The 19,083-nt window shown below is 39.2% G+C and carries 22 protein-coding genes, 1 tRNA gene and 1 riboswitch; of the genes, 11 read left to right on the plus strand and 12 right to left on the minus strand.

The window, feature by feature from the left end; all coding sequences use genetic code 11:
• Positions 1 to 507: 507 nt before the first annotated feature.
• Positions 508 to 639, plus strand: a complete 132-nt coding sequence (locus tag ACRYKC_RS04740) for a YjcZ family sporulation protein (protein WP_433805541.1) — start codon at positions 508 to 510, stop codon at positions 637 to 639.
• A 514-nt stretch (positions 640 to 1,153) separates the two neighbouring features.
• Here ACRYKC_RS04740 and ACRYKC_RS04745 read toward each other — a convergent pair.
• On the minus strand, positions 1,154 to 1,342 hold the full coding sequence (locus tag ACRYKC_RS04745) for a hypothetical protein (RefSeq protein ID WP_433805543.1): 189 nt from the start codon (positions 1,340 to 1,342) through the stop codon (positions 1,154 to 1,156).
• A 255-nt stretch (positions 1,343 to 1,597) separates the two neighbouring features.
• A riboswitch (cyclic di-GMP riboswitch) is annotated at positions 1,598 to 1,681 on the plus strand.
• 45 nt (positions 1,682 to 1,726) lie between these two features.
• Between ACRYKC_RS04745 and sda the strand changes: the two genes are divergently transcribed.
• From sda to ACRYKC_RS04765, 4 genes are all read left to right on the plus strand, one after another.
• Positions 1,727 to 1,894, plus strand: coding sequence for a sporulation histidine kinase inhibitor Sda (gene sda / locus ACRYKC_RS04750; protein WP_433805544.1), 168 nt, complete (start codon positions 1,727 to 1,729; stop codon positions 1,892 to 1,894).
• A gap of 122 nt (positions 1,895 to 2,016) precedes the next feature.
• A complete protein-coding gene (locus tag ACRYKC_RS04755) occupies positions 2,017 to 2,721 on the plus strand; it encodes a DUF421 domain-containing protein (protein ID WP_433805546.1) in 705 nt (234 codons plus the stop codon).
• A gap of 232 nt (positions 2,722 to 2,953) precedes the next feature.
• The gene (locus ACRYKC_RS04760) at positions 2,954 to 3,277 is read left to right on the plus strand and encodes a hypothetical protein (protein WP_433805547.1); all 324 of its coding nucleotides are present in this window, start codon (positions 2,954 to 2,956) and stop codon (positions 3,275 to 3,277) included.
• 110 nt (positions 3,278 to 3,387) lie between these two features.
• Positions 3,388 to 4,251, plus strand: coding sequence for an SDR family oxidoreductase (locus ACRYKC_RS04765; protein ID WP_433805548.1), 864 nt, complete (start codon positions 3,388 to 3,390; stop codon positions 4,249 to 4,251).
• Positions 4,252 to 4,321: 70 nt separating this feature from the next.
• On the opposite strand, the gene ACRYKC_RS04770 is transcribed toward ACRYKC_RS04765, so the two are convergent.
• The 3 genes from ACRYKC_RS04770 to ACRYKC_RS04780 form a co-directional block, all read right to left on the minus strand.
• Positions 4,322 to 5,290, minus strand: coding sequence for a type 2 periplasmic-binding domain-containing protein (locus tag ACRYKC_RS04770; RefSeq protein ID WP_433805549.1), 969 nt, complete (start codon positions 5,288 to 5,290; stop codon positions 4,322 to 4,324).
• A gap of 195 nt (positions 5,291 to 5,485) precedes the next feature.
• Positions 5,486 to 6,412: an LCP family glycopolymer transferase gene (locus tag ACRYKC_RS04775; RefSeq protein WP_433805550.1), complete on the minus strand. Its 927-nt coding sequence runs from the start codon at positions 6,410 to 6,412 to the stop codon at positions 5,486 to 5,488.
• A gap of 67 nt (positions 6,413 to 6,479) precedes the next feature.
• A complete protein-coding gene (locus tag ACRYKC_RS04780; RefSeq protein ID WP_433805551.1) occupies positions 6,480 to 7,874 on the minus strand; it encodes a glycosyltransferase family 2 protein in 1,395 nt (464 codons plus the stop codon).
• A gap of 469 nt (positions 7,875 to 8,343) precedes the next feature.
• Here ACRYKC_RS04780 and ACRYKC_RS04785 point away from each other — a divergent pair, with 469 nt between their 5' ends.
• A complete protein-coding gene (locus ACRYKC_RS04785; protein WP_433805552.1) occupies positions 8,344 to 8,991 on the plus strand; it encodes a DUF3889 domain-containing protein in 648 nt (215 codons plus the stop codon).
• Between the two features lie 127 nt (positions 8,992 to 9,118).
• Here the strand turns inward: ACRYKC_RS04785 and ACRYKC_RS04790 are convergent.
• A tRNA-Val gene (locus tag ACRYKC_RS04790) sits at positions 9,119 to 9,191 on the minus strand.
• Between the two features lie 237 nt (positions 9,192 to 9,428).
• Between ACRYKC_RS04790 and ACRYKC_RS04795 the strand changes: the two genes are divergently transcribed.
• The 4 genes from ACRYKC_RS04795 to ACRYKC_RS04810 all read left to right on the plus strand — a co-directional run bounded on the left by ACRYKC_RS04795 (position 9,429) and on the right by ACRYKC_RS04810 (position 11,912).
• Positions 9,429 to 10,154, plus strand: coding sequence for an alpha/beta hydrolase (locus ACRYKC_RS04795; protein WP_433805553.1), 726 nt, complete (start codon positions 9,429 to 9,431; stop codon positions 10,152 to 10,154).
• A gap of 38 nt (positions 10,155 to 10,192) precedes the next feature.
• Positions 10,193 to 10,708 carry a YjcG family protein gene (locus tag ACRYKC_RS04800; protein ID WP_433805555.1) on the plus strand — a complete coding sequence of 172 codons (516 nt, stop codon included), beginning with the start codon at positions 10,193 to 10,195 and terminating at the stop codon, positions 10,706 to 10,708.
• 5 nt (positions 10,709 to 10,713) lie between these two features.
• Entirely contained in the window at positions 10,714 to 11,142 is a 429-nt protein-coding gene (locus ACRYKC_RS04805) for a GNAT family N-acetyltransferase (protein WP_433805556.1), read from the plus strand.
• A 92-nt stretch (positions 11,143 to 11,234) separates the two neighbouring features.
• Positions 11,235 to 11,912, plus strand: coding sequence for a DUF421 domain-containing protein (locus ACRYKC_RS04810; RefSeq protein ID WP_433805557.1), 678 nt, complete (start codon positions 11,235 to 11,237; stop codon positions 11,910 to 11,912).
• Here ACRYKC_RS04810 and ACRYKC_RS04815 read toward each other — a convergent pair.
• From ACRYKC_RS04815 to ACRYKC_RS04830, 4 genes are all read right to left on the minus strand, one after another.
• On the minus strand, positions 11,902 to 12,804 hold the full coding sequence (locus tag ACRYKC_RS04815) for an MBL fold metallo-hydrolase (RefSeq protein WP_433805558.1): 903 nt from the start codon (positions 12,802 to 12,804) through the stop codon (positions 11,902 to 11,904). The two genes, ACRYKC_RS04810 and ACRYKC_RS04815, sit on opposite strands and share 11 nt — an antisense overlap.
• A gap of 272 nt (positions 12,805 to 13,076) precedes the next feature.
• The gene (locus ACRYKC_RS04820) at positions 13,077 to 13,289 is read right to left on the minus strand and encodes a hypothetical protein (RefSeq protein ID WP_433805559.1); all 213 of its coding nucleotides are present in this window, start codon (positions 13,287 to 13,289) and stop codon (positions 13,077 to 13,079) included.
• On the minus strand, positions 13,286 to 13,621 hold the full coding sequence (locus tag ACRYKC_RS04825; RefSeq protein ID WP_433805561.1) for a DUF1360 domain-containing protein: 336 nt from the start codon (positions 13,619 to 13,621) through the stop codon (positions 13,286 to 13,288). The genes ACRYKC_RS04820 and ACRYKC_RS04825 overlap by 4 nt, the downstream gene beginning before the upstream one ends.
• A 66-nt stretch (positions 13,622 to 13,687) precedes the next feature.
• The gene (locus tag ACRYKC_RS04830; protein ID WP_433805562.1) at positions 13,688 to 13,927 is read right to left on the minus strand and encodes a hypothetical protein; all 240 of its coding nucleotides are present in this window, start codon (positions 13,925 to 13,927) and stop codon (positions 13,688 to 13,690) included.
• A gap of 191 nt (positions 13,928 to 14,118) precedes the next feature.
• On the opposite strand from ACRYKC_RS04830, the gene ACRYKC_RS04835 reads away from it, so the two are divergent.
• Positions 14,119 to 14,628 (plus strand): CotY/CotZ family spore coat protein, encoded by a 510-nt coding sequence (locus ACRYKC_RS04835; protein WP_433805563.1) that lies wholly within the window; start codon positions 14,119 to 14,121, stop codon positions 14,626 to 14,628.
• A 46-nt stretch (positions 14,629 to 14,674) separates the two neighbouring features.
• Here the strand turns inward: ACRYKC_RS04835 and ACRYKC_RS04840 are convergent, their stop codons facing one another.
• From ACRYKC_RS04840 to ACRYKC_RS04850, 3 genes are all read right to left on the minus strand, one after another.
• Positions 14,675 to 15,190, minus strand: coding sequence for a CotO family spore coat protein (locus ACRYKC_RS04840; protein ID WP_433805564.1), 516 nt, complete (start codon positions 15,188 to 15,190; stop codon positions 14,675 to 14,677).
• A gap of 412 nt (positions 15,191 to 15,602) precedes the next feature.
• A complete protein-coding gene (gene fabI / locus ACRYKC_RS04845) occupies positions 15,603 to 16,382 on the minus strand; it encodes an enoyl-ACP reductase FabI (protein ID WP_085030467.1) in 780 nt (259 codons plus the stop codon).
• Positions 16,383 to 17,212: 830 nt separating this feature from the next.
• The gene (locus ACRYKC_RS04850) at positions 17,213 to 19,075 is read right to left on the minus strand and encodes a monovalent cation:proton antiporter family protein (RefSeq protein WP_433805566.1); all 1,863 of its coding nucleotides are present in this window, start codon (positions 19,073 to 19,075) and stop codon (positions 17,213 to 17,215) included.
• Positions 19,076 to 19,083: the final 8 nt, after the last annotated feature.

Consider the following 19,083-nt stretch of genomic DNA (forward strand, 5'->3'; position numbering starts at 1 on the left):
ATGCACTCTCACTTTTGTCAGGGTCCAAATGGTCCTTCCACATGAAATCAACCATCCGATTAATTCGGGGTTTCGGTGTAGTTGATTGAGGACTACTTTAAACGGATTTGTGTCTAAGGTCAACAGCTTTTTAAAAAGTTTTCTGAACACTTAGATTATTCAGTGTTTTTGTAAAGCGCTTACATGCGCTCCAGCCAAGGCGTACAAGAGATAGAGCGTTCTTTCTTTTTTTCTTTTTTATCTTTTTTTAAAGGAAAAATAAGCTAATTTTCATGAGGCAAAAATTAGAATTTTTTTACTCTAATTTTAATTTAGAACCTAATAAAAAACACTTTTTACACTATTTTCTTTTGCGTTTTTTTACACCGAATAATTAAGTATTGAGTATTAATTTTTAGTACTTTAGCAGAAAATCTTTTGATAAACCTTATTCATAGTCATTCGCCCTCTCATGTCTTCTTGTCCCTTCATAGTTTGTGGTATAGGACAAAAAAGGTGGTGAAACACATGGGCTGGTATGGTGGCTACGGCGGCTTTGGTGGCTGCGGATACGGCGGAAGATACGGTGGAAGTTCTTTCGTATTGATCGTCGTGTTGTTTATTCTTTTGATTATTGTAGGAGCTTCTTTCTATTACTAAAATTGAATATCAATCATTGTGAATCACCGTTACCCGTTCTCAAGTGATTCACACAGTAACCAGAGGTGGCTTCACCATCCTCTGGTTTTTTCTTGTCCAGAAGAAAAGCGTACTCCCTTGGAAGCCCTACTATCTTAGGACAAGCAATGTACTGGATTTTTTTCTAAATAAAGTCGATTGAATTAGATATTGAAGGACTAGACGCTGGACCTTTGAGTTGTATCGTGCCAAAAAGTTATTCGAATACTAAATCACGTTATACTTTCCTGAACATAAAAAAATCAAGAACTGCTGCTCTTGATTCGATGAATTAGGTATAATTGCAATAAATATGAATCCTTTTCTTTCTCTAAAACGTATTCTTAAGTAAGTAATAATTTTTAAAACAAGGAGGCGTAGCAAAATGTTTATCCGAATATTTCATAAAATGAACCGAACTGGTAAGATTGTGTTAGCTGCTGGATCGGTTGGTTTGTTGGCAGGTGGGATTGCTCTCCTCTTCTTTTAAAGCGAATTAAACTCCCATTTCCTCATTTTGTTTGTATTCTAGGTTGATATGAATTTGTTCAAGCTCTGGCAATGTCATATCTCTTGTTCTTTTTCCGAGACAATCTTGAGTGTATCCTAAATCCATTAACTTGCTTATGAGAGAGCTCCTCTTATCCTCCACTCTTCTGTTCAAACTCGTAAACATCAAGCTCATACAATCACCTCCATACCCGTCGACTTGTAAACTACTATTCAGTAGCTTATAAGCACTATACCCGATTTGAGTCTTTGTGAACCTAGTACTCAAGGTTGACATTATTAAATGACCTGCTCCCCCCTTTTTCTTCCATAAAAAAACAGGCATCGAAGACAATCGTCATTGCTTAACAAATTTTAGGGAATTTTTAGTATAGTTAAACGATTCGAAATAATTTATAATAGACCATATGCCGATATCATAATCGAATTTTTTCAGAGAGAATACGATGAACTATAATTCTTATCTGGGCACTTGAATTATAGGGAGTAAGTAGTGCAACCGGCTCCTGCGAGGCTATTTATTTTCATTCTAAAATGAATGAATCAAGGGGGCGCTTAGGTGAAAAAACTGCCTAACGATTTACTGGTAGATACTTATCAAATGGCATGCAAACTAGAGCTTTCGCTTGAATTCGTTCAATTATTAAAACAGGAAATGACTCGACGAGGATTAGACTATACTAGACCTGTAATTGAACGTCGAAAAAAAGAAAAGCTAACAGTTTAAACGTGGTAGACCCTCAATTCCAGAGGGTCTTTTTTTTGTCCATTATTACTTTACTTCAATCTTCCCTTCTCATATCCCGCTCTATTTGGTTCATACTGTTATTAGAAAAAAGGAGGGTAATGATGGAAGACATTATTCAAGTTGTTTCAAGATCATTAGGGAGTTTTGTCCTTTTAGTTGTCGTCACTTTGTTTACCGGTAAACATATTAATGCTCATAAAAATTACTACAGCTTTGCGCTTTCGATTACAATTGGATCGTTTATAGCTAATATGGGGTTTAATACAAAGTTGAACTTCTTTGAGATGGCTACGGGATTTCTTGCTTTAATTTTCATGTTTTATTTATTACTTTTTTTAGCTGCCAAAAGTCGACGATTACGATCCTGGATTTCAGGCCAGCCTACCGTAGTAATGGAAGGTGGAAAAATTCTCGAGGACAATATGAAGAAGATTAAATTCTCTCTGGATGACCTTAACCAGCACCTAAGAGAGTTTGGAATATTTGATATTAATGAAGTGGATGATGCGATGGTGGAAGTAAGTGGCGAATTATCCATTCGTAAAAAGAACCAATTTCAGCCTGTGACAAAGAAAGATCTAAACCTTTCTTCATCTCCAGGATCTTTGCCTATCGAGCTGATCATGAACGGGAGAATGATAAGGAAAAACTTCTCCGATTACTACAATGATTCATGGATTAAAACTGAATTAAAAACAAGGAGTTTAAATATTGAAGACGTGCACTATGCAGTTGTGAACAGTAACGGTATTCTTTTCATTGATACCTATCAAGATCATATTGAATCCCCATCAGATATCGAATAAACATACCTTCAATCAAATTCATTCCCTCCTCTTTTACTTGAAATAGCGTTATTCATCATTGAATTTTTGATAACAACTTGCGATCCCTTTTACTATATAAAAGTGAAAGATCAGTAAAAACGATTTAACACGACACTTCTTTTAAAAATTCCCTTTAAAAAAAGAGTAAAAAAATTAAAAGTGTACACATTATAAAATGTTTCAATCTATAAATGTACATGGAGGGAAAGAAATGAAAAAGAAATTATTAATCCTAACAATGTCTCTTCTTGTCTCAACAGGCATGTTAGCTGCATGTAACGTGGATAACAATGAGATGAATGAGGATCCAGAAGATGTAAATTACGATCCAGTCCGTTATAACGATGGAGATAACGACCTAGACCAGCGCAGAGATCCAAATATGGATCGAGATATGGATATGGACATGGATAGAAATGGCGATGACGACCGTGATCGTATCCGTCAGCCTGGTGAGCGTGACACTCCGAATAACATGGATGAAGAAGAGCCAGATCTTGACGAAGAACCATCAGAAGAAAGACGTGGCCAATAAGGCAGAAAAGAGCAGATGTTATGACACCTGCTCTTTTTGTTTTTCATGGTTGATTTAGCATGATTGGGGCAGGCTAACATGGAATCTATGGGTACTTAGGAGGAAAATCTATGTCAAATAAAAAGAAAGAAATTCATCCTAAACAACATCAAGACCGTCAGCCTGGCTTTGAATACGAAATGAAACCACAGCCAGAGTACGTAGATGATAAATACAAAGGCAGCGGAAAGCTAAATGGAAAAATAGCCATCATCACAGGTGGAGACAGCGGTATTGGCCGAGCAGTAAGTTTATACTTTGCAAAAGAAGGGGCAGACGTAGCCGTCCTCTACCTTGATGAACATGAAGATGCTGAAACGACTAAGAAACTAGTCGAAAGTGAAGGAAATAAATGTGAGCTGATTAGTGGTGATATCGGCGACTCTGTTTTTTGTGAGAACGCTGTAAAACAAATTACAGACAGCTTTGGAAAAATTGATGTACTTGTAAACAACGCTGCCGAACAGTATCCACAACAGAATTTTCTCGATATTACAAACGAGCAAATGGAAAAGACATTTCGGACCAATTTCTTTTCTTACTTTTATATGACGAAAGCTGTGCTTCCCCACCTAAAAAAAGGAAGCAGCATTATCAACACATCTTCCGTGACTGCTTATCAAGGAAACGAACAGTTGATTGATTATTCATCGACAAAAGGAGCGATAACTACTTTCACTAGATCTATGGCTAAGTCACTTGTAAGTAAAGGCATTCGGGTTAATGGGGTTGCTCCTGGACCAATCTGGACCCCGCTCATCCCAGCAAGTTTTGACAAACAAAAAGTTGCCGAATTTGGTTCTGATAACCCGATGGGACGACCTGGACAGCCCAGGGAAGTTGCTCCTGCTTTTGTCTATTTAGCAAGTAATGACTCCAGCTACGTTACCGGACAGATGATTCATGTGAATGGTGGAATTCCAGTAAATGGATGACAGGAATTGGTCGGATAGAAAAACCCGAATAATGATTCACTTGTCCGCTTAATCATCATTCGGGTTTGTTCTATGCCTGCAGTTTTTTACTTTCCAACGTAGTTGGATTAAAAGAGAGTGATTGTGTTGGATGTAATTTTTCAATCATAATTTTTAAATTTTCTAGTTCTCTTTCTGAGTACACTGTATTCCGCTTTTCCAATTGTCTTACAAAAAACTTTGAAAGAACGGCTTGATCATCAAAAACGTACGGAGTCTTCATTTCGGAAAAATTAATAAGACTATTGTTATGATGATTAAAGTAAAGGATAGGTATAACAGAACTGTCATTAACCTGCCCTTTTAGCAGTTGTTTGAAAGCATCTACTCCAGCCATCATGTTAAATACTGGGTTTTTAACAGAATAGACATTCATTCCTGTCTGGTCCGCATTGTTATTCTCGAATATGATTGTCTTCTCAGTTTCATCCTCTTCAGTTGAAGAAAGATGATCGAGAAGGAATGAGAACTCTTTCGCTTTACCCCTGGTAAGTCCATGAAGTACATTTCCATCAAACTCATTGTTATCAATGATGTAGATGCCTGTTCTCATCAATACTATGTGATTAATTTTGTTAAGACTCATTTCACCCTCGGTTGTTTTCATTGGAAGAAACACGTTTGAAAGCACCATCATTTCTAATGGTTTAATAACCCCTTCCCTTACCAACTTCTCCTTCAGATTTGTTAGAAGAGTATGGATTTGTATATCAACCGAGTTTTTTGAAATTTCTTCAATACTGTGTACATATGTTTTAAAATCACTAATTTTAGCTTCATACTCTTCTTTAATCTTTTCATCACGTTCGTTATCCTTTTGTTTGAATTCTTGCTCCACTTTATCCAAATCTGAGATGGCTTCCGTTTCAATTTCTATTAACTCTTCTCTATGTTTTTTACTCTTGTTCAGTAAAACTAATAATAACCCTAGAACAAAACAGCCTAGCGCTGCAATGACTACAAGCAGTACTTTTATATCGAGAAACATCATGTAATCCATAACTACCTTCCTCCACTCAATTTTTCTTTTTATAGGTTTCGGATTGAATTTGTCGAATTCGGTCGTTTTTTATTAAAATGGCTGTTTTTACATAGATTTTTATATATTATGGAAAAAAAGAGGGATATTAAATCCCCCTTTTCGATCTGGATAAATACTTATTTACTTGTCTTATTAGTTTCATTTTCCACTCAACTACTGAGTATTAAGCTCAAGATGGTCGTTTAGTTGATTAGAAATTTGACGGAGTTTCTCCTTATCAGGAATATAATAGTAATTCCCGTTGATGTTTTTCCCCTTACCTTCGATATTGTGTTGCGCGATGTTGTTACGTGCTTGTTTGTAATTGGATTGAAGATGCCACATATCCTTGAATGTCATATTGGTTTTCACATTATCCTCAAGCACCTTAACCATGTCATCGAATTTAGTAACAGTAGATAAACTTGTTCCTTTGCTAATCAGTGCTTCAATTACTTGACGCTGACGTATTTGCCGGCCAAAGTCCCCTCTTGGGTCTTTTTTTCTCATCCGAGCATAGATTAGGGCTTCTTTACCATTCAAATGTAGTTCACCTTTAGGGAAGTACGTATCTTTAATATCAAACCCCAGTCCTGCCGTATTGAAACCTAATTCATTGTGAACTTTAACGCCTCCTAAAGTATCCACGATATTTTCAAAGCCATTAAAATTAACTTTTGCAAAATAATCTACTGGAACGTCTAAAAGATTTTCCACAGATCGGACAGTTAATTCTGTTCCACCTACTTGATACGAACTATTAATTTTATTTACAGCACCTTTCACCTCCGAGTAGGTGTCACGCGGAACACTTACCATTTGGGTTGAGTTTGAATCAGGATTAATAGTCATAAGAATTAGCGTATCCGTCCTACTCGTTGTTTCACCCGGTCGTCTATCCAGCCCCATCAGCAGTACAGAGATAGGATCACCTTCTGACAAACTGAGGTCTTCCCTCCGATCTTCATATCCCGTCCTCTTACCGATCTCTTCATATACACTTGAGGAGGTTGAGGTAATGAAGTTAAAAGCATAACTGCAAGCCCCTAAAGTAAGTACTGTAGTTGAGGTCAAAATAAACAGTAATATTTTTTTGCCCATCTCTCATTCCTCCACTAGTAAACCCGTTAGCTTTGTTTGTATAAATGGATCTGTCAACATCAGTTGGCTAGGCTGCATGAGTAGAATCCTTTTTATGGTAGCTACGTCCCGTTCGATCAACTTTATTCCACTTTTTGTTGAAGAAATAAGAAATGCTTCCATACATAACGAAATAAACACTTACGAAACGGAAAATTAAAATATCAAAAATGATCGTCCAAAACAACCGGAGCCAATCTCTTTTTTTAAACGAAAACCCGTGATGCCTATTCATTCCAAGTGCAACTAAATCATAGAGGACTCCAAACAAAAAGATGAAAAACAAATAAAAAAACATGTAATCTAATATGGAGTTTTCAGGATTGTTGATTAAATTCACTAAGACTATACCTGTCATTGCGTAAGCAGCAAGGGTCCCTACAAGAAATGTCTCGAATACATAAAAAAAGGAAACAGGTTTAGTAAATAGCGTTTTTAAGAAAAATCCCCAAAAATGAATAATGCAATCGACATAAGCTTTCTGCCAACGCAATCGCTGCTTAGTTAAATCCTTCCATGTTTCAGGTAGCTCGGTATAGCCGACAGCGCCAGCTATAAAATTAATTTTCAAATGTTTATGTTTCGCTATGTACCTTTGAATACGTAGAGTTATATCAATGTCCTCTCCTATTGTTTTCCGGTACCCGCCTACATCCAAAAGAATTTGTTTGTCAAATATCCCGAAGGCTCCTGAAATGACGGCTAAAGCTTTAAATCGAACTAAAGACAGCTTAGATATATAGAAAGCTTTTAAGAAATCTAAAACTTGGACTCTTACCAGCATATTTGCCATTTTTAGTGATAAGCGGCTCATCGGTTTATCTGTTTTGGTTTGCAGGACGTGGACCATTCCACCTGCAGCTACAACATTTTCATCTTCGAAAGTTTGATTAACCGCTGATAATGCCTTCTCTGTTAATATCGTGTCTGCATCCAGTGTGATGAGCAAATCTTTACGTGAATATTCAATTCCTGCATTTAATGCATCTGCTTTTCCTCCATTTACTTTGTCGATAACGTAAATGTTCGGCCATATACTTGATTGATAAATAGCCTCCACGTTTTCATGAGATATCTTCCCAAGTGACGTCAGTGAACATGGTTTTAACTGCAGGAATCGATTCAAATGAACCATCGTATTATCCGTTGAACCATCATTAATATATAGGACCTCATAATCTGAATAAGCCAGTGTTTTCATACTCTCAATTGAAGTCTCAATGATTCTCTCCTCATTAAAGCATGGAACGACTATGCTTATTCCCTTTTCGTCCTTATACCCACGATCCATCATCCATTCTTCCAACTTAGACCCCTTGTTTTTACGTTCGTCTGATTCATTGAAGAATGGCAGACAATGGTATAAATGAAGTACAGGAAACGTCACACTTAATAAAAAAAATGCCGTAATCAATATATCCAATGTAACCCCTCCTTATGGAAAACCACTTCTTTTATAAAAAGTGGATCTGCCTATTTTACAAACATCTATTTATCACTCATTGATCAATAAAAAATGTCCCCAGTAGAAGGAGGACGAAGAATATAATAGCACACCTTAACATCAAACCATACAGGAGTAAAATCTCAAATACTCAAATACAGCTAAAGGCATACGGATGGCATTTTTTACGTTTTTCTACATATATATAGGTATTTTACGCTAATTACTGTTGACACCCTCTAAAAGGAAAGGAGGGACAAGGAATCTTATGAAGATATATGCCCGTTTACTAGAAGCCCTAACTCCTACCTGTTTTTAATTTATAATGGTTCCAACGGCCGTCTACTGTTCATATGAGAGATCTGTGACTCCTATTGTCTGTTTCACAGTCTCACTAACTCACGCATAGGCTAATGAGGATATAACTGAAAAGACAGGAGGAAGTTGGATGTATTATTACTATCAAGTGCCTAATGGGTATCCGTATTTACAGAACCCTTATTACCAGCATCCTTATTCTCGTTATCCTAATTACTTTCATAACAATCAAAGCTATTATCGAGCGAGACAGCCGGTTCAAGGTCAGGCCACATGGACAGAAGGAGGACCCGTTACTCAGTGTGACATTCCATGGTCTACAAATAACTACATGACCGCGGCTGTGGGAAGTAACTCCCCTTATCAATGTGGTCAAACCATTAAAGTAAAAAATTTATCCAATCAAAAAGAAGTATTAGTAACCGTTGTCGATCAAGTACCAAATTATCCAGCTAATAAAATAAATCTTCATAGAAAAGCCTTTGAGGCCTTAGGGGCGAATGTAGGATCAGGAATCATTAATGTAGAGATCATTGCTTCACCTGAATTAGAGGAAGAAAAATGGGGAAAATACCTTTTAGAAATTGTTATTGCTGCTTACCCCAACTACAAAGTCACAGATTACAGTAAATTAAGTACGCAGCAAAATGGGAATCAAATGAGAGAAGATTATAAGTTTGTTTTACAATCTACTCAGGAAACGATCAATATCCAAGGTACGGTCGTTTATAATCCGAATACCGATCGGATTATTTCCATTAACTTTAAAGAAATATAAATAAGAGACAGGAGTTTCCCCTGTCTCTTACCCTTTAATTACATACTCAAATAAAACGTTATAAGAAAAGAAATGACGCGGCCTCTCCCTGGATGAGAAACCGCGCCATTCCGGCACTTTGTATGGATGATTCCGATTGGGCTCGAACCAACGACCTCCACCCTGTCAAGGTGGCGCTCTCCCAGCTGAGCTACGGAATCATATGTATGTCGTCTGACAAGTAATAATATACAATGGATTTCGATAAGTGTCAACAAGATTTAAAGATTTTTTTAAGGTTATGTAAAAACTGCGCAAATATCTTCATTTTTCTTCCATATTACATCTGTTCTACTTTTTCGATAATTCTATGGTAAAATATATATGTTACGTTTAAGTATTTATGACAGCGGGAATTTTGTATAGGAACTTCCTTGCATGTTAGGAGGTGGTCGATGATGGGAAGAAACGGATCTTTTAAAGAATATAGCCTTGAAAGCAACTATCTAAACGAAACAATGACATTAAGAGTGTACGTACCCGAAAATTACTCTCCATTATACAAGTACCATTTCTGTATTATGCAAGATGGAAATGACTATTTCCAAATGGGTCGTGCGGCCACGCTTAGTGATCAACTGCATGCTAATGAAGAGATTGAGAATACCATTTTCATCGGTATCCATTATAATGACAAATACGATCGTCAGGATAAATACCATCCAGATGGAAAAAAACAAGCGGATTATGTAAATTTCCTAATTCGTGAAGTAGTTCCATTCCTTGATGAGGAATTGCCTGGCTTCTGTATGGGTAGAGGTCGTACGCTTGTCGGTGATTCATTAGCCGGTACACTTGCTTTAATGACCGCTGCGAAATTCCCGAACGTTTTTGGGAACGTCATCATGCAGAGCCCTTATGTGGATGAACACGTGAAGGAAGTTGTCATGTCTGCGAAGGATTTTTCACCGTTGACGATTTACCATACGATTGGGAGTCAGGAAACAGATGTTGAAACAACAGAAGGCGCAAGAAAGAATTTCCTAAAACCAAACCTTGAGTTGCGTGATTTCTTGCAGGATCAGCCGCTTGATTACACGTTTTATGAATTAGACGGGAACCACACGTGGGGGACTTGGCAAAAAGACTTCAAACGCGCTTTACTTACTTTGTTTGGAAAATAATTTCTAATAGTAAATGAGAATCAGGAGGGGTTAGTCTTATGAAATACGGTATTGCGATATTTCCATCGAAAAAGGTACAAGATGAGGCGAATTCATATCGAAAGCGCTATGATCCTCACTATGCATTAATTCCACCGCACATTACATTAAAAGAAGCTTTTGAAGCAGATGAAAGCGAAATTGAATCTACTATTATTCCTGAACTAAAGGAAATTGCAAAAAACACCCAGCCTTTTTCTTACGGTATTTACAAGGTGAGCTCATTCTCACCTGTGACCAACACGATTTACTTGAAGATTGAGCCGTCTGAAGAAATCTTCGGGTTAAACGAAAAGCTTCATTCCGGTCCACTACATGAAGAAAAAGACTACGCATTCGTTCCCCACATCACGATCGCCCAGAAACTGACCGATGCTGAGTTTTCTGATGTGTATGGCAGCTTGAATATGACGAAGTTCGACATTCAGGATGAGGTGGACCGTTTCCAACTGCTTTATCAACTTGAAAACGGCGCATGGAGCGTTTATGAAACGTTCCGACTTGGTAAAGGGTAATCCTGATGGATATCCGCCGAGTTTCAAATCAACAACAAAAAGACGACGCGTTCCAAGTTCGGCGCGTCGTTTTTATCGAGGAACAAAACGTTCCAGAAGAGTTGGAAATCGATGAAGATGATCAAACAGCCGTTCACCTTGTGGGGTACGAAGAAAACCATCCTGTTGCTGCCGCCCGTCTCAGGTTTGTTGATGGATACGGAAAGCTTGAGCGCATTTGTGTCATGAAAGAATATCGAGGTCATTCTTTTGGTAAACAAATAATAAGTTTTATGGAACAAATCATTAAAGATCATGACAGGGATACCGCTAAATTAAACGCCCAAACCCATGCAGAGAATTTTTACCAATCGCTTGGCTATGTGACCGTTTCTGACGAGTTTATGGACGCTGGAATTCCTCACGTCACTATGATCAAAAAACTCAAAACATAAGACCTGCCCAAACGGCAGGTTTTTTTCGTTTAGATCCTGTGGTCTTTGTCTAGAATTGAAAGTATATGACCACACAAGGATCGTGATTAAGTATGGAATATCTAAGAATAACAGCAGAAACGTTTTTCGGGTTTTTTGCCCTTTTCGTTCTCACAAAAGTCTTAGGAAAAACACAGATCACTCAAATAACTGCCTTTGACTTCATCGCGGCACTTGTATTAGGCGAATTGGTTGGAAACGCCTTGTACGACGATAAAATCGGAATTGCAAAAGTTGCTTTTGCGATATTTTTATGGGGCGTACTCATTTATGTTACCGAAATCATAACAGAGAAATTTAAAGGCACACGCAGCCTCTTAGAGGGAAAACCGGCTCTCATCATTCATAAAGGAAAAATCGATAGGGATCGAATGAAAAAAAATAAATTAGATATCAATCAACTTCAGCATTTATTACGATCTAAAGATGTTTTTTCAATCCAAGAAGTAGAATATGCTGTTCTTGAAACAGATGGAACCGTCTCAGTATTGAAGAAAGCGCCATACCAAAACGTCAACCGAATGGACATGAACTTAAAGCCCGAGAACGTCCCTCTTCCGATGGCACTGATTAGTGATGGTGAGATCATTTGGGACAACTTAAAAGAAGCCGGGTTGGATGAAAAGTGGTTGAATGCCCAGCTTAAGGCTCAGAACGTCAATAAGCCGAGCGACGTCTTTTATGCTGAATACCAGGAAGGCGACTCTCAGCTGTTTTTACTTAACTTTTAGCACCAGAATGGAAGACCCATCTATGACCAACAACATCATCTTGGATCCGTTGGTCTTTTTTTAGTGCGACTAGATAAGCGGTAACGGCCGTTCTATATAACAGCCACTGAGAAAGCTGGGGAGTACTTACTTCATAATGCTCACACATAGCAGCAACCACTGATTCATGACTCACCCATTCTTTTTGTATTATGTAGTTCTCAAGCCAATTCATAAGCTTCACGTGGACGTCTATGTTTTGCTGGATGGTTGTTGAAGGATCTTTTTCAAAAGGTCCGTGCCCCGGGACTGCCCCTTCCATTTCTATGGCTAGCAATTTTTCTAAGCTTTTAATCGTCAGATCGGCATCAGTAATATAGGGAATAATATGCTTACGTAAAGCGTCTTCTCCAAAATAACTGTCCGTTGCATACAAAATACCATTCGCTTTTAGAGCAAGTTGATGATAACTGTGACCTGGAAGCAGAAAAATTTCTCCTTCAACCTCTCCCGCTTGAAGGCTTCCCTCACTGACAACTTCATCAATTCTTATCGATTCACCTTCTAGAAACTTATTTCTTAATTCTTTTACCGGATCATTGCCACCAAACAAATATAGCGGCTCCAACTTTGGGTTCCTTAAAATCGCTTCCTCAAATTTCGGAGCGTACGTATAGACTTCATAATTTTCCTGTATGTAAGCCGCACCTCCGTAATGATCTGCGTGCGCGTGCGTAATAAAAAGGTGCGTCAATGGAAGCTCTCGATCTTTGAGTTCCTTGAGCACCTTTTTTATTGATGATTTATCAATCCCTGCATCAATCAACAGGCCTGTAGTTCCCGATTGAACGTAGCCGATGTTTACAGAGCTTTGAAAATAGTAACAAGTTGAATTAATCTGTTGAAATGACATGGAAAACGACTCCTTTAGCTTTTTTATATGGTTTCGCTAAAGTTCTTTCCTATTCCTGTCATTTCTGAGTAAATTGTAAGAAACTTTCTGATCAGAAGTGCTCGTCGTTCCTGGTTATTTGGATTTTGCAGTGAGTAAATTTGCTGTCTAACTTCGCTTTATATACCTTATGAAGGACAAAAGCAGCTCCCTGCCTCGGGATTGTTCGCTTGCGAACATGCTCCTGCTACCTTCACCTTTTCCTTTTTGCAACCTCGTATAATCTTAGAAAATTACTCAAAGAAACGCTCCATTTTCCCTATCTGTTTGTTTAGAAATTTCTCCATATCGGTCATGCGCTTTGTAAAACGCTTATCCCACGCTTGAAAATCTTTCTCCCACGCATCAAACTTCTTCTCAGGCTGCTTGATAATTCCATTCATTTTCGACGTTTCTTCATCCATTTCCTTTAACACTTCAAAAATAGACTTGTATTTTTTGCTCATAAATGACGGTCACTCAATCCATAAAGGGCCGATTGCAGTCCCGCAATGGAAAGCAGTAGCACGAGCCATTCACCGTAAGGAATATAATAATAGAACGCCATCATGATTGCTGCTGACCATACCCCCACACACCAATGACAACTTAGACCTTCACCAATCCATCCGTTAGGTTCTACCCATTCTTCCTCTTCTCCTTGATCGTTCATGACAATTTTCGTATCCATAAACGGTTTACGCAGCCATTCCATAATCAGGTCACGCACAATCAAACGTGTAAACCGAAAACTGGCAAATCCTAAAATTAACACTTCTAACCAAGTAATGTTTACCATTCCCTTATTCCCCCTCTTCATGAGAAAAGCCACTACCTTCCATGTAGTGGCTGCAATGATATGAAATTAGAACCAACGGAAGCCTCCACGACGGTCAGAAGATTCGTCGCGATGATCTCTTGAGCTGCTTTCACGATCACGTTCTCCTCTAACGTCATCTTTTCCACGACGGCGTCCACCGAAGAATGGATCGAACCGATTATCACGGTGGCGATCATGACGATCGTCCCTTCTAGGTTGGATCACAACATTTTCCGCCTCTATGAATAGGTCGTCGACTTTAATGACCCTTTTCTTTTCAGACATATTATTCATCTCCTTATTCGAAGTCATTGTTAATCTATGGGATTTGACCTATTCAGGTATGGTCGTTCGCCTATTCTTCTAGAAAAAGTTATCGATTGCCTAAAAACAGACAAATGCCCACACCGACCTAAACACCCAACATATTCTATTAAAGACAATACGTCAATTCGTATGGAAAGGGGAAAATTTTAATGAGCTGTGGTAAAAAATTCGATACGGGCTCTTGTGTGATTGACATTCTTAAAGATATCGTAGATGCTCAGAATGACGTAATGCGTGACTGCACGACGAGCTGTGAACGTTCCATTGCAGATCTATTAGGTGATGTGGGCGGAGGTTCTGGTTTTGATACCGTTCCTGTCATCCTTTACTGTAAAGACTGCAAACCTTTCAAAGGGTATGGTACGAAGAAAAATTCCGGTTCTTGTAACGTAAAAGGGAGCTTTTTCTTCCGCGTTAAATCTGTTGATGACGATGGCTGCGCCGTATTAGAGCTATTGTTCTCAGACAATGACCGTTTGGGCGGAGTTGAGGACGATGAATCATCTTCAAGTCACCACAATCACCATCGTATGATCGTAGATCCTAAATCTCCTGCACAACAAGATTGCGAAGACCTACGCGCTTCTGGCATTTGCATCACGGTTGACTTGAACTGCTTCTGTCACGTGACATGTCTTCCGGCTGCTGCAACACTATAATTTACACTTAAAAAACCGCGCTCACTTGGGCACGGTTTTTTTGTGCTTAAAATCCGATCAATCGAATATCTTTGATTTTCTCAAAAGGTACATCTTGATGGTAAGGGCGTTGAAAAATCTTCATAGATACAATGCCATCCTGATAATCGGTAATGTACCCTCGATAAGCATTCTCCTCTGTGGAAACTTCACATTTCATTTTAGGGACGTGTGGAGATAACTGAAAGAAATAATTCACTTTCCCCTCAAGGTCTAAGTCTTGAAACCGCTGCCTTCTTTCACGAGGCTTTTGGACTTGAGACTCTTTTTCAGCTGAGGGTGTATCTTCCTGTTCGGTTTGTTCAGCGTTAGGTTCAACCTTTTCTGCCGTATCAGCAGTATTTTGATTTCTTAATCGAAGCTCCATTTCGTGTATGGACGTCCCTCCACTACTACTCGCTTGAGAAGAGCTCGACGAGCGTTGTGAACGAAAGCTTGTTTGCATTGGTACTTCCGCCGGTTTAAATTTAGGTTGGGCAATATAGAGCATCGGCTGCTTCGCCAAACGTTTCTTTTCAGCCATACGGATCTCTCCTTTATTTATCGGTCATCATTCTATGTATATGCCTAGTCCCTTCAGCCATGTTCATAATTACACTGTTTTGACAAAATTAGAGTGCTTTGCATTAATTTCACCTAAGAACGTCTTCTTATTTTTATGAATGTTTCCGTTACATAGTACCATGATAGGTGTTCTTAAACGCTCGCTTTCCTGTGAGCGAACTGGCAAGCCTACTCGTTCGTGCGTTCTTCACCTAGCTCCTTATCCCGTGGGAATTTCGTCAATCTCAAGTAATCCCTAACACTTTTACGAGAGCGAACCCAACTTCTCTCGGAATCAAACCTCCAAGACTAGTGATATGTAGTTGTATAAGAGCCAAACAAAAAGCCCTTTTCTGACTCTAAACAGAAAAGGGCTTTAATTCTAGACTTTATTAGTAAGAAACAATGTTGAAACCTGAATCGACGTGAATGATTTCGCCTGTCACACCTCGTGAAAGATCACTCATCAAGTAATAAGCTGTATCGCCGACCTCTTCCTGCGTCACTGGTCTGCGCAATGGAGAACGTTCTTCAATGACAGAAAGAATCTGATTGAAATCACCGACTCCTTTTGCAGAAAGCGTACGAATTGGCCCAGCTGAGATTGCATTAACACGAATGTTATGTTTCCCTAGATCGTTCGCCAAGTATTTCATGCTTGCATCAAGACTTGCTTTCGCTACTCCCATAACGTTGTAGTTTTTCACTACTTGTTCACCGCCGAGGTAAGTAAGTGTCAAAATGCTTCCTCCATCCGTCATCAGTGGCTTCGCTGCTCGTGCGACAGCAGTCAAGGAATAAGAACTGATGTTGTGAGCAGTAAGGAAACCATCGCGGCTCGTATTCAAGAACTCATCTTTCAACTCGTCACGGTTTGCAAAAGCGATGCAGTGGGCAAGACCATGGATGGTGCCTACATCTTCTTGAATTTTTTCAAACGTCTGGATGATGGCTTCATCATTAGTGACATCACATTCGTAAACGAGTGATTCTTCTCCGCCTTCAAGTGTTTCAGCAAGATCTTTGACAGATTTAGCAAAGCGTTCAGAAGCAACGGTGAAGATTAATCGCGCTCCAGCTTCATGAAGAGAGCGAGCTATGCCCCAGGCAATGCTTCGTTTATTGGCCACTCCCATGACCACATACGTGCGTCCTTCTAAAGAAAAATTCATTCCATATCCTCCTTGAGGTAATTTCAACATTTAGGATTTGTTATTAGTACCTGCTCCTATTTTATAATAGATAAGGTACCACCCGCAACCTGATTACTAATAATGATTAACGACTTTACTTAGGTTTACCCTGTTCGTTAAGCAAGTAAGCGGGCGTTGAAAAATAAAAGGACTTAGTTCAAAACGTATTTAGATCTCTAACTTTATAATTGAATGAAATAGGTAATAAAGGATATTCAACTATATAGCAGTATACTGGAACACTCGAATTCGAGTTGGGGTTTGTATTTGCAATTAAGTAAGGGATGGCTGGAAAATAACTCGCTTTCCTGTTGGGGAACTGGCAAGCCTCCTCGTTCGCTACGCTCTCTGTGGGGTCTCGCCTAGGTCCTTCTCCCACGGGAGTCTCGCCAGTTTCCAGCCATCCCAGATGTTATTAACCTCACAAACCCACCTATTTTCAATATTGAGGTGAGTAATGAAAGCATTTTAAAATTCATTACAATCCTATTCTGATAGGATCCTTCTAAAGTGGGTCATAAGAATTAAATTGATTGTTTCTACTATGGTACTCGTTTCCGGTCCGATAATAAATAGCAAGGTGAGAGGGGGGTGAAACTCCTAATTTAAAGGTGAAAGTGCCTGGAACAGCAGAGTTTGGACTGGACGACTAGGGTGTGGAGAAGCCTCGAAAGACCCGACAAGCATAAGACAGGAGTGGTCTTTCCCCACTGCAACGATTGTCTTATGTCTCGAGGGGCTAGGCGCTTCGCAACTCAAGAATAGAAAAAGTGTAAGGATCTATAAGTATCCTTACACTTTCTTTGTGACTAACACCACTCGCAAAATTCTAGTTCCATTTTCAATTCATCCACATATTCATGAGAACCGGTTACGATAAGTCGGTCTCCCATCTTGAGTTCCGTATCTCCATGTGGGACGATGGAATCCTTCCCACGGAAAATTCTGACCATAATCACATCTCCTGTGAATGGGAATTCCCTTAGATACATGCCATTGTATTCAGAGTTGTTCATATTGATCTGATAGAGTGCTGTTTCTTGATTCGTTAAGATATCAACTACGTTTGGCGCTTCGATCATCGCTTTCAACAGAGCTTTTGAGGATAAGAATACAGAGAAGACGCTGATATTTAAGTCTCTCATCTCTGATGCAAGCTCTGGAGATTCAATCCGGGCGATTACCCTCTCTACCCCTTGTTCCTTAGCGTAACGAGCGACTTCCGCATTCTTTTGCTCATCGCCAGTTGAAGCCACAACAAGGTCGACATCGAATACTCCGTACTCCTTCATGGATTCAACTTCATACCCCTCCACTTCTTTGATATCGAAGCAAGAGCGGCTGATTTTATCATCAATTTTGTCTACCTTTGTATGATACAAATGAGTTTCATAAGCGTTAATATCTAACTCTCGAACTACAGGCAGTGTCATACGGTTTGAACCGATGAATGAAACGACCACCTTGTGATCTTCATCTTCAAACCGGCCATAGATTTTCTTAAAGACGATCGGTGCTACAAGACAAGTGAGAACAGCGACTAAAATAAGCGCTCCCTCCATTTGTGCATCAATCATCCCTTCCCTTTCTCCAATGGTCGCTGCTGCGATAACTAAAGAAAGAGTCGAAGTCAAAATAAAACCGGTACTAAGCACCGTTCTTGTATCGTACCACTTCTTCAAAATAAGAGCAGGCACGATTTTTGAAACAAGAAGAGCTATGAATAATAACGGAATTAAAATAACAACGCGTCGGTCCGTAAACAATGACCAAATATCAATTTCTACCCCGACCATAACGAAGAAGATGGGAATAAGAAAGCCGTAACCAAAGCTGTCGAGTTTTTTAACCATCTCTTGATTGGGGGACAGCAGTGATACAAGCGTTCCAGCCAAGAAAGCACCAAGAATGTTCTCAGCTCCAACTGTTTCAGAAAGGGCCACAAGTAGAATAATTAAGGTAAAGACAGCCCTCGTATCAATCTGGATCGTACCTTTAGCCATAGTTTCAATAAATGACTGATGACGGAACTGCTTTCCTACAAAGTACAGCAAAACACCGACAGCAAATAGGAGGAGCAATAGCCACGTATTCCCGTGACTTTCTCCGTACAAAGAAACGAAGATGGCCAGTAGAATCATTGTAGCTAAATCGGCAATAACGGCAATCAAGAGAATCGTCTGCCCGATTGTCGTCTTCATCATCTGGGCATCCTTCAACGTAGGCACAACGACACCAAGTGAAACTGTAGATATGATCAAAGTCATCAAGAAAGCATTATCGATAAATCCTGCAAGAACAAACAAATAGGATAGTCCTAGTGATATAGCAAAAATACCGACAAATACAATCAGGGCGACAAAGACTGGATTAGGTGCTCCTGTTCCTTTATTTTCAGGTTTGGCCTTCTTTTTTCTGCGGGCAAAGATGGAGAAGTCGATCTCAAGTCCGCTCAAAAACATCAGGAAAATGAACCCTAATGTAGAGAGAATTTCAAGCCAGCTTCCTTGTTCAACTAAATCGAACCCGCTTTGTCCTATAATCAATCCAACTATGATCTCTGCGACCACGACTGGAATCATATTTAATTTAAACCTATGCAATATGATGGGAGTAATAAATGCTGCAAGAATGACAATAACTAGTGATGTTACTGAAGCACCATGTTCCATACTCGCCC

Origin of the sequence: Halobacillus sp. A1-3 (assembly GCF_050971765.1) — a bacterium.
GTDB classification, from domain to species: domain Bacteria; phylum Bacillota; class Bacilli; order Bacillales; family Halobacillaceae; genus Halobacillus; species Halobacillus mangrovi_B.

Bases quoted from the DNA above. Each gene is read 5' to 3' on its own strand.
- ACRYKC_RS04830 (WP_433805562.1), bottom strand. From the start codon at position 13,927: ATGTCTGAAAAGAAAAGGGTCATTAAAGTCGACGACCTATTCATAGAG.
- ACRYKC_RS04805 (WP_433805556.1), top strand. From the start codon at position 10,714: ATGGATATCCGCCGAGTTTCAAATCAACAACAAAAAGACGACGCGTTC.
- ACRYKC_RS04775 (WP_433805550.1), bottom strand. From the start codon at position 6,412: ATGGGCAAAAAAATATTACTGTTTATTTTGACCTCAACTACAGTACTT.
- ACRYKC_RS04815 (WP_433805558.1), bottom strand. From the start codon at position 12,804: ATGTCATTTCAACAGATTAATTCAACTTGTTACTATTTTCAAAGCTCT.
- ACRYKC_RS04820 (WP_433805559.1), bottom strand. From the start codon at position 13,289: ATGAGCAAAAAATACAAGTCTATTTTTGAAGTGTTAAAGGAAATGGAT.
- fabI (WP_085030467.1), bottom strand. From the start codon at position 16,382: ATGAATTTTTCTTTAGAAGGACGCACGTATGTGGTCATGGGAGTGGCC.
- ACRYKC_RS04785 (WP_433805552.1), top strand. From the start codon at position 8,344: ATGTATTATTACTATCAAGTGCCTAATGGGTATCCGTATTTACAGAAC.
- ACRYKC_RS04740 (WP_433805541.1), top strand. From the start codon at position 508: ATGGGCTGGTATGGTGGCTACGGCGGCTTTGGTGGCTGCGGATACGGC.
- ACRYKC_RS04770 (WP_433805549.1), bottom strand. From the start codon at position 5,290: ATGGATTACATGATGTTTCTCGATATAAAAGTACTGCTTGTAGTCATT.
- ACRYKC_RS04795 (WP_433805553.1), top strand. From the start codon at position 9,429: ATGGGAAGAAACGGATCTTTTAAAGAATATAGCCTTGAAAGCAACTAT.
- ACRYKC_RS04760 (WP_433805547.1), top strand. From the start codon at position 2,954: ATGAAAAAGAAATTATTAATCCTAACAATGTCTCTTCTTGTCTCAACA.
- ACRYKC_RS04810 (WP_433805557.1), top strand. From the start codon at position 11,235: ATGGAATATCTAAGAATAACAGCAGAAACGTTTTTCGGGTTTTTTGCC.
- ACRYKC_RS04850 (WP_433805566.1), bottom strand. From the start codon at position 19,075: ATGGAACATGGTGCTTCAGTAACATCACTAGTTATTGTCATTCTTGCA.
- ACRYKC_RS04800 (WP_433805555.1), top strand. From the start codon at position 10,193: ATGAAATACGGTATTGCGATATTTCCATCGAAAAAGGTACAAGATGAG.
- ACRYKC_RS04755 (WP_433805546.1), top strand. From the start codon at position 2,017: ATGGAAGACATTATTCAAGTTGTTTCAAGATCATTAGGGAGTTTTGTC.
- ACRYKC_RS04765 (WP_433805548.1), top strand. From the start codon at position 3,388: ATGTCAAATAAAAAGAAAGAAATTCATCCTAAACAACATCAAGACCGT.
- ACRYKC_RS04825 (WP_433805561.1), bottom strand. From the start codon at position 13,621: ATGGTAAACATTACTTGGTTAGAAGTGTTAATTTTAGGATTTGCCAGT.
- ACRYKC_RS04840 (WP_433805564.1), bottom strand. From the start codon at position 15,190: ATGGCTGAAAAGAAACGTTTGGCGAAGCAGCCGATGCTCTATATTGCC.
- ACRYKC_RS04745 (WP_433805543.1), bottom strand. From the start codon at position 1,342: ATGAGCTTGATGTTTACGAGTTTGAACAGAAGAGTGGAGGATAAGAGG.
- ACRYKC_RS04835 (WP_433805563.1), top strand. From the start codon at position 14,119: ATGAGCTGTGGTAAAAAATTCGATACGGGCTCTTGTGTGATTGACATT.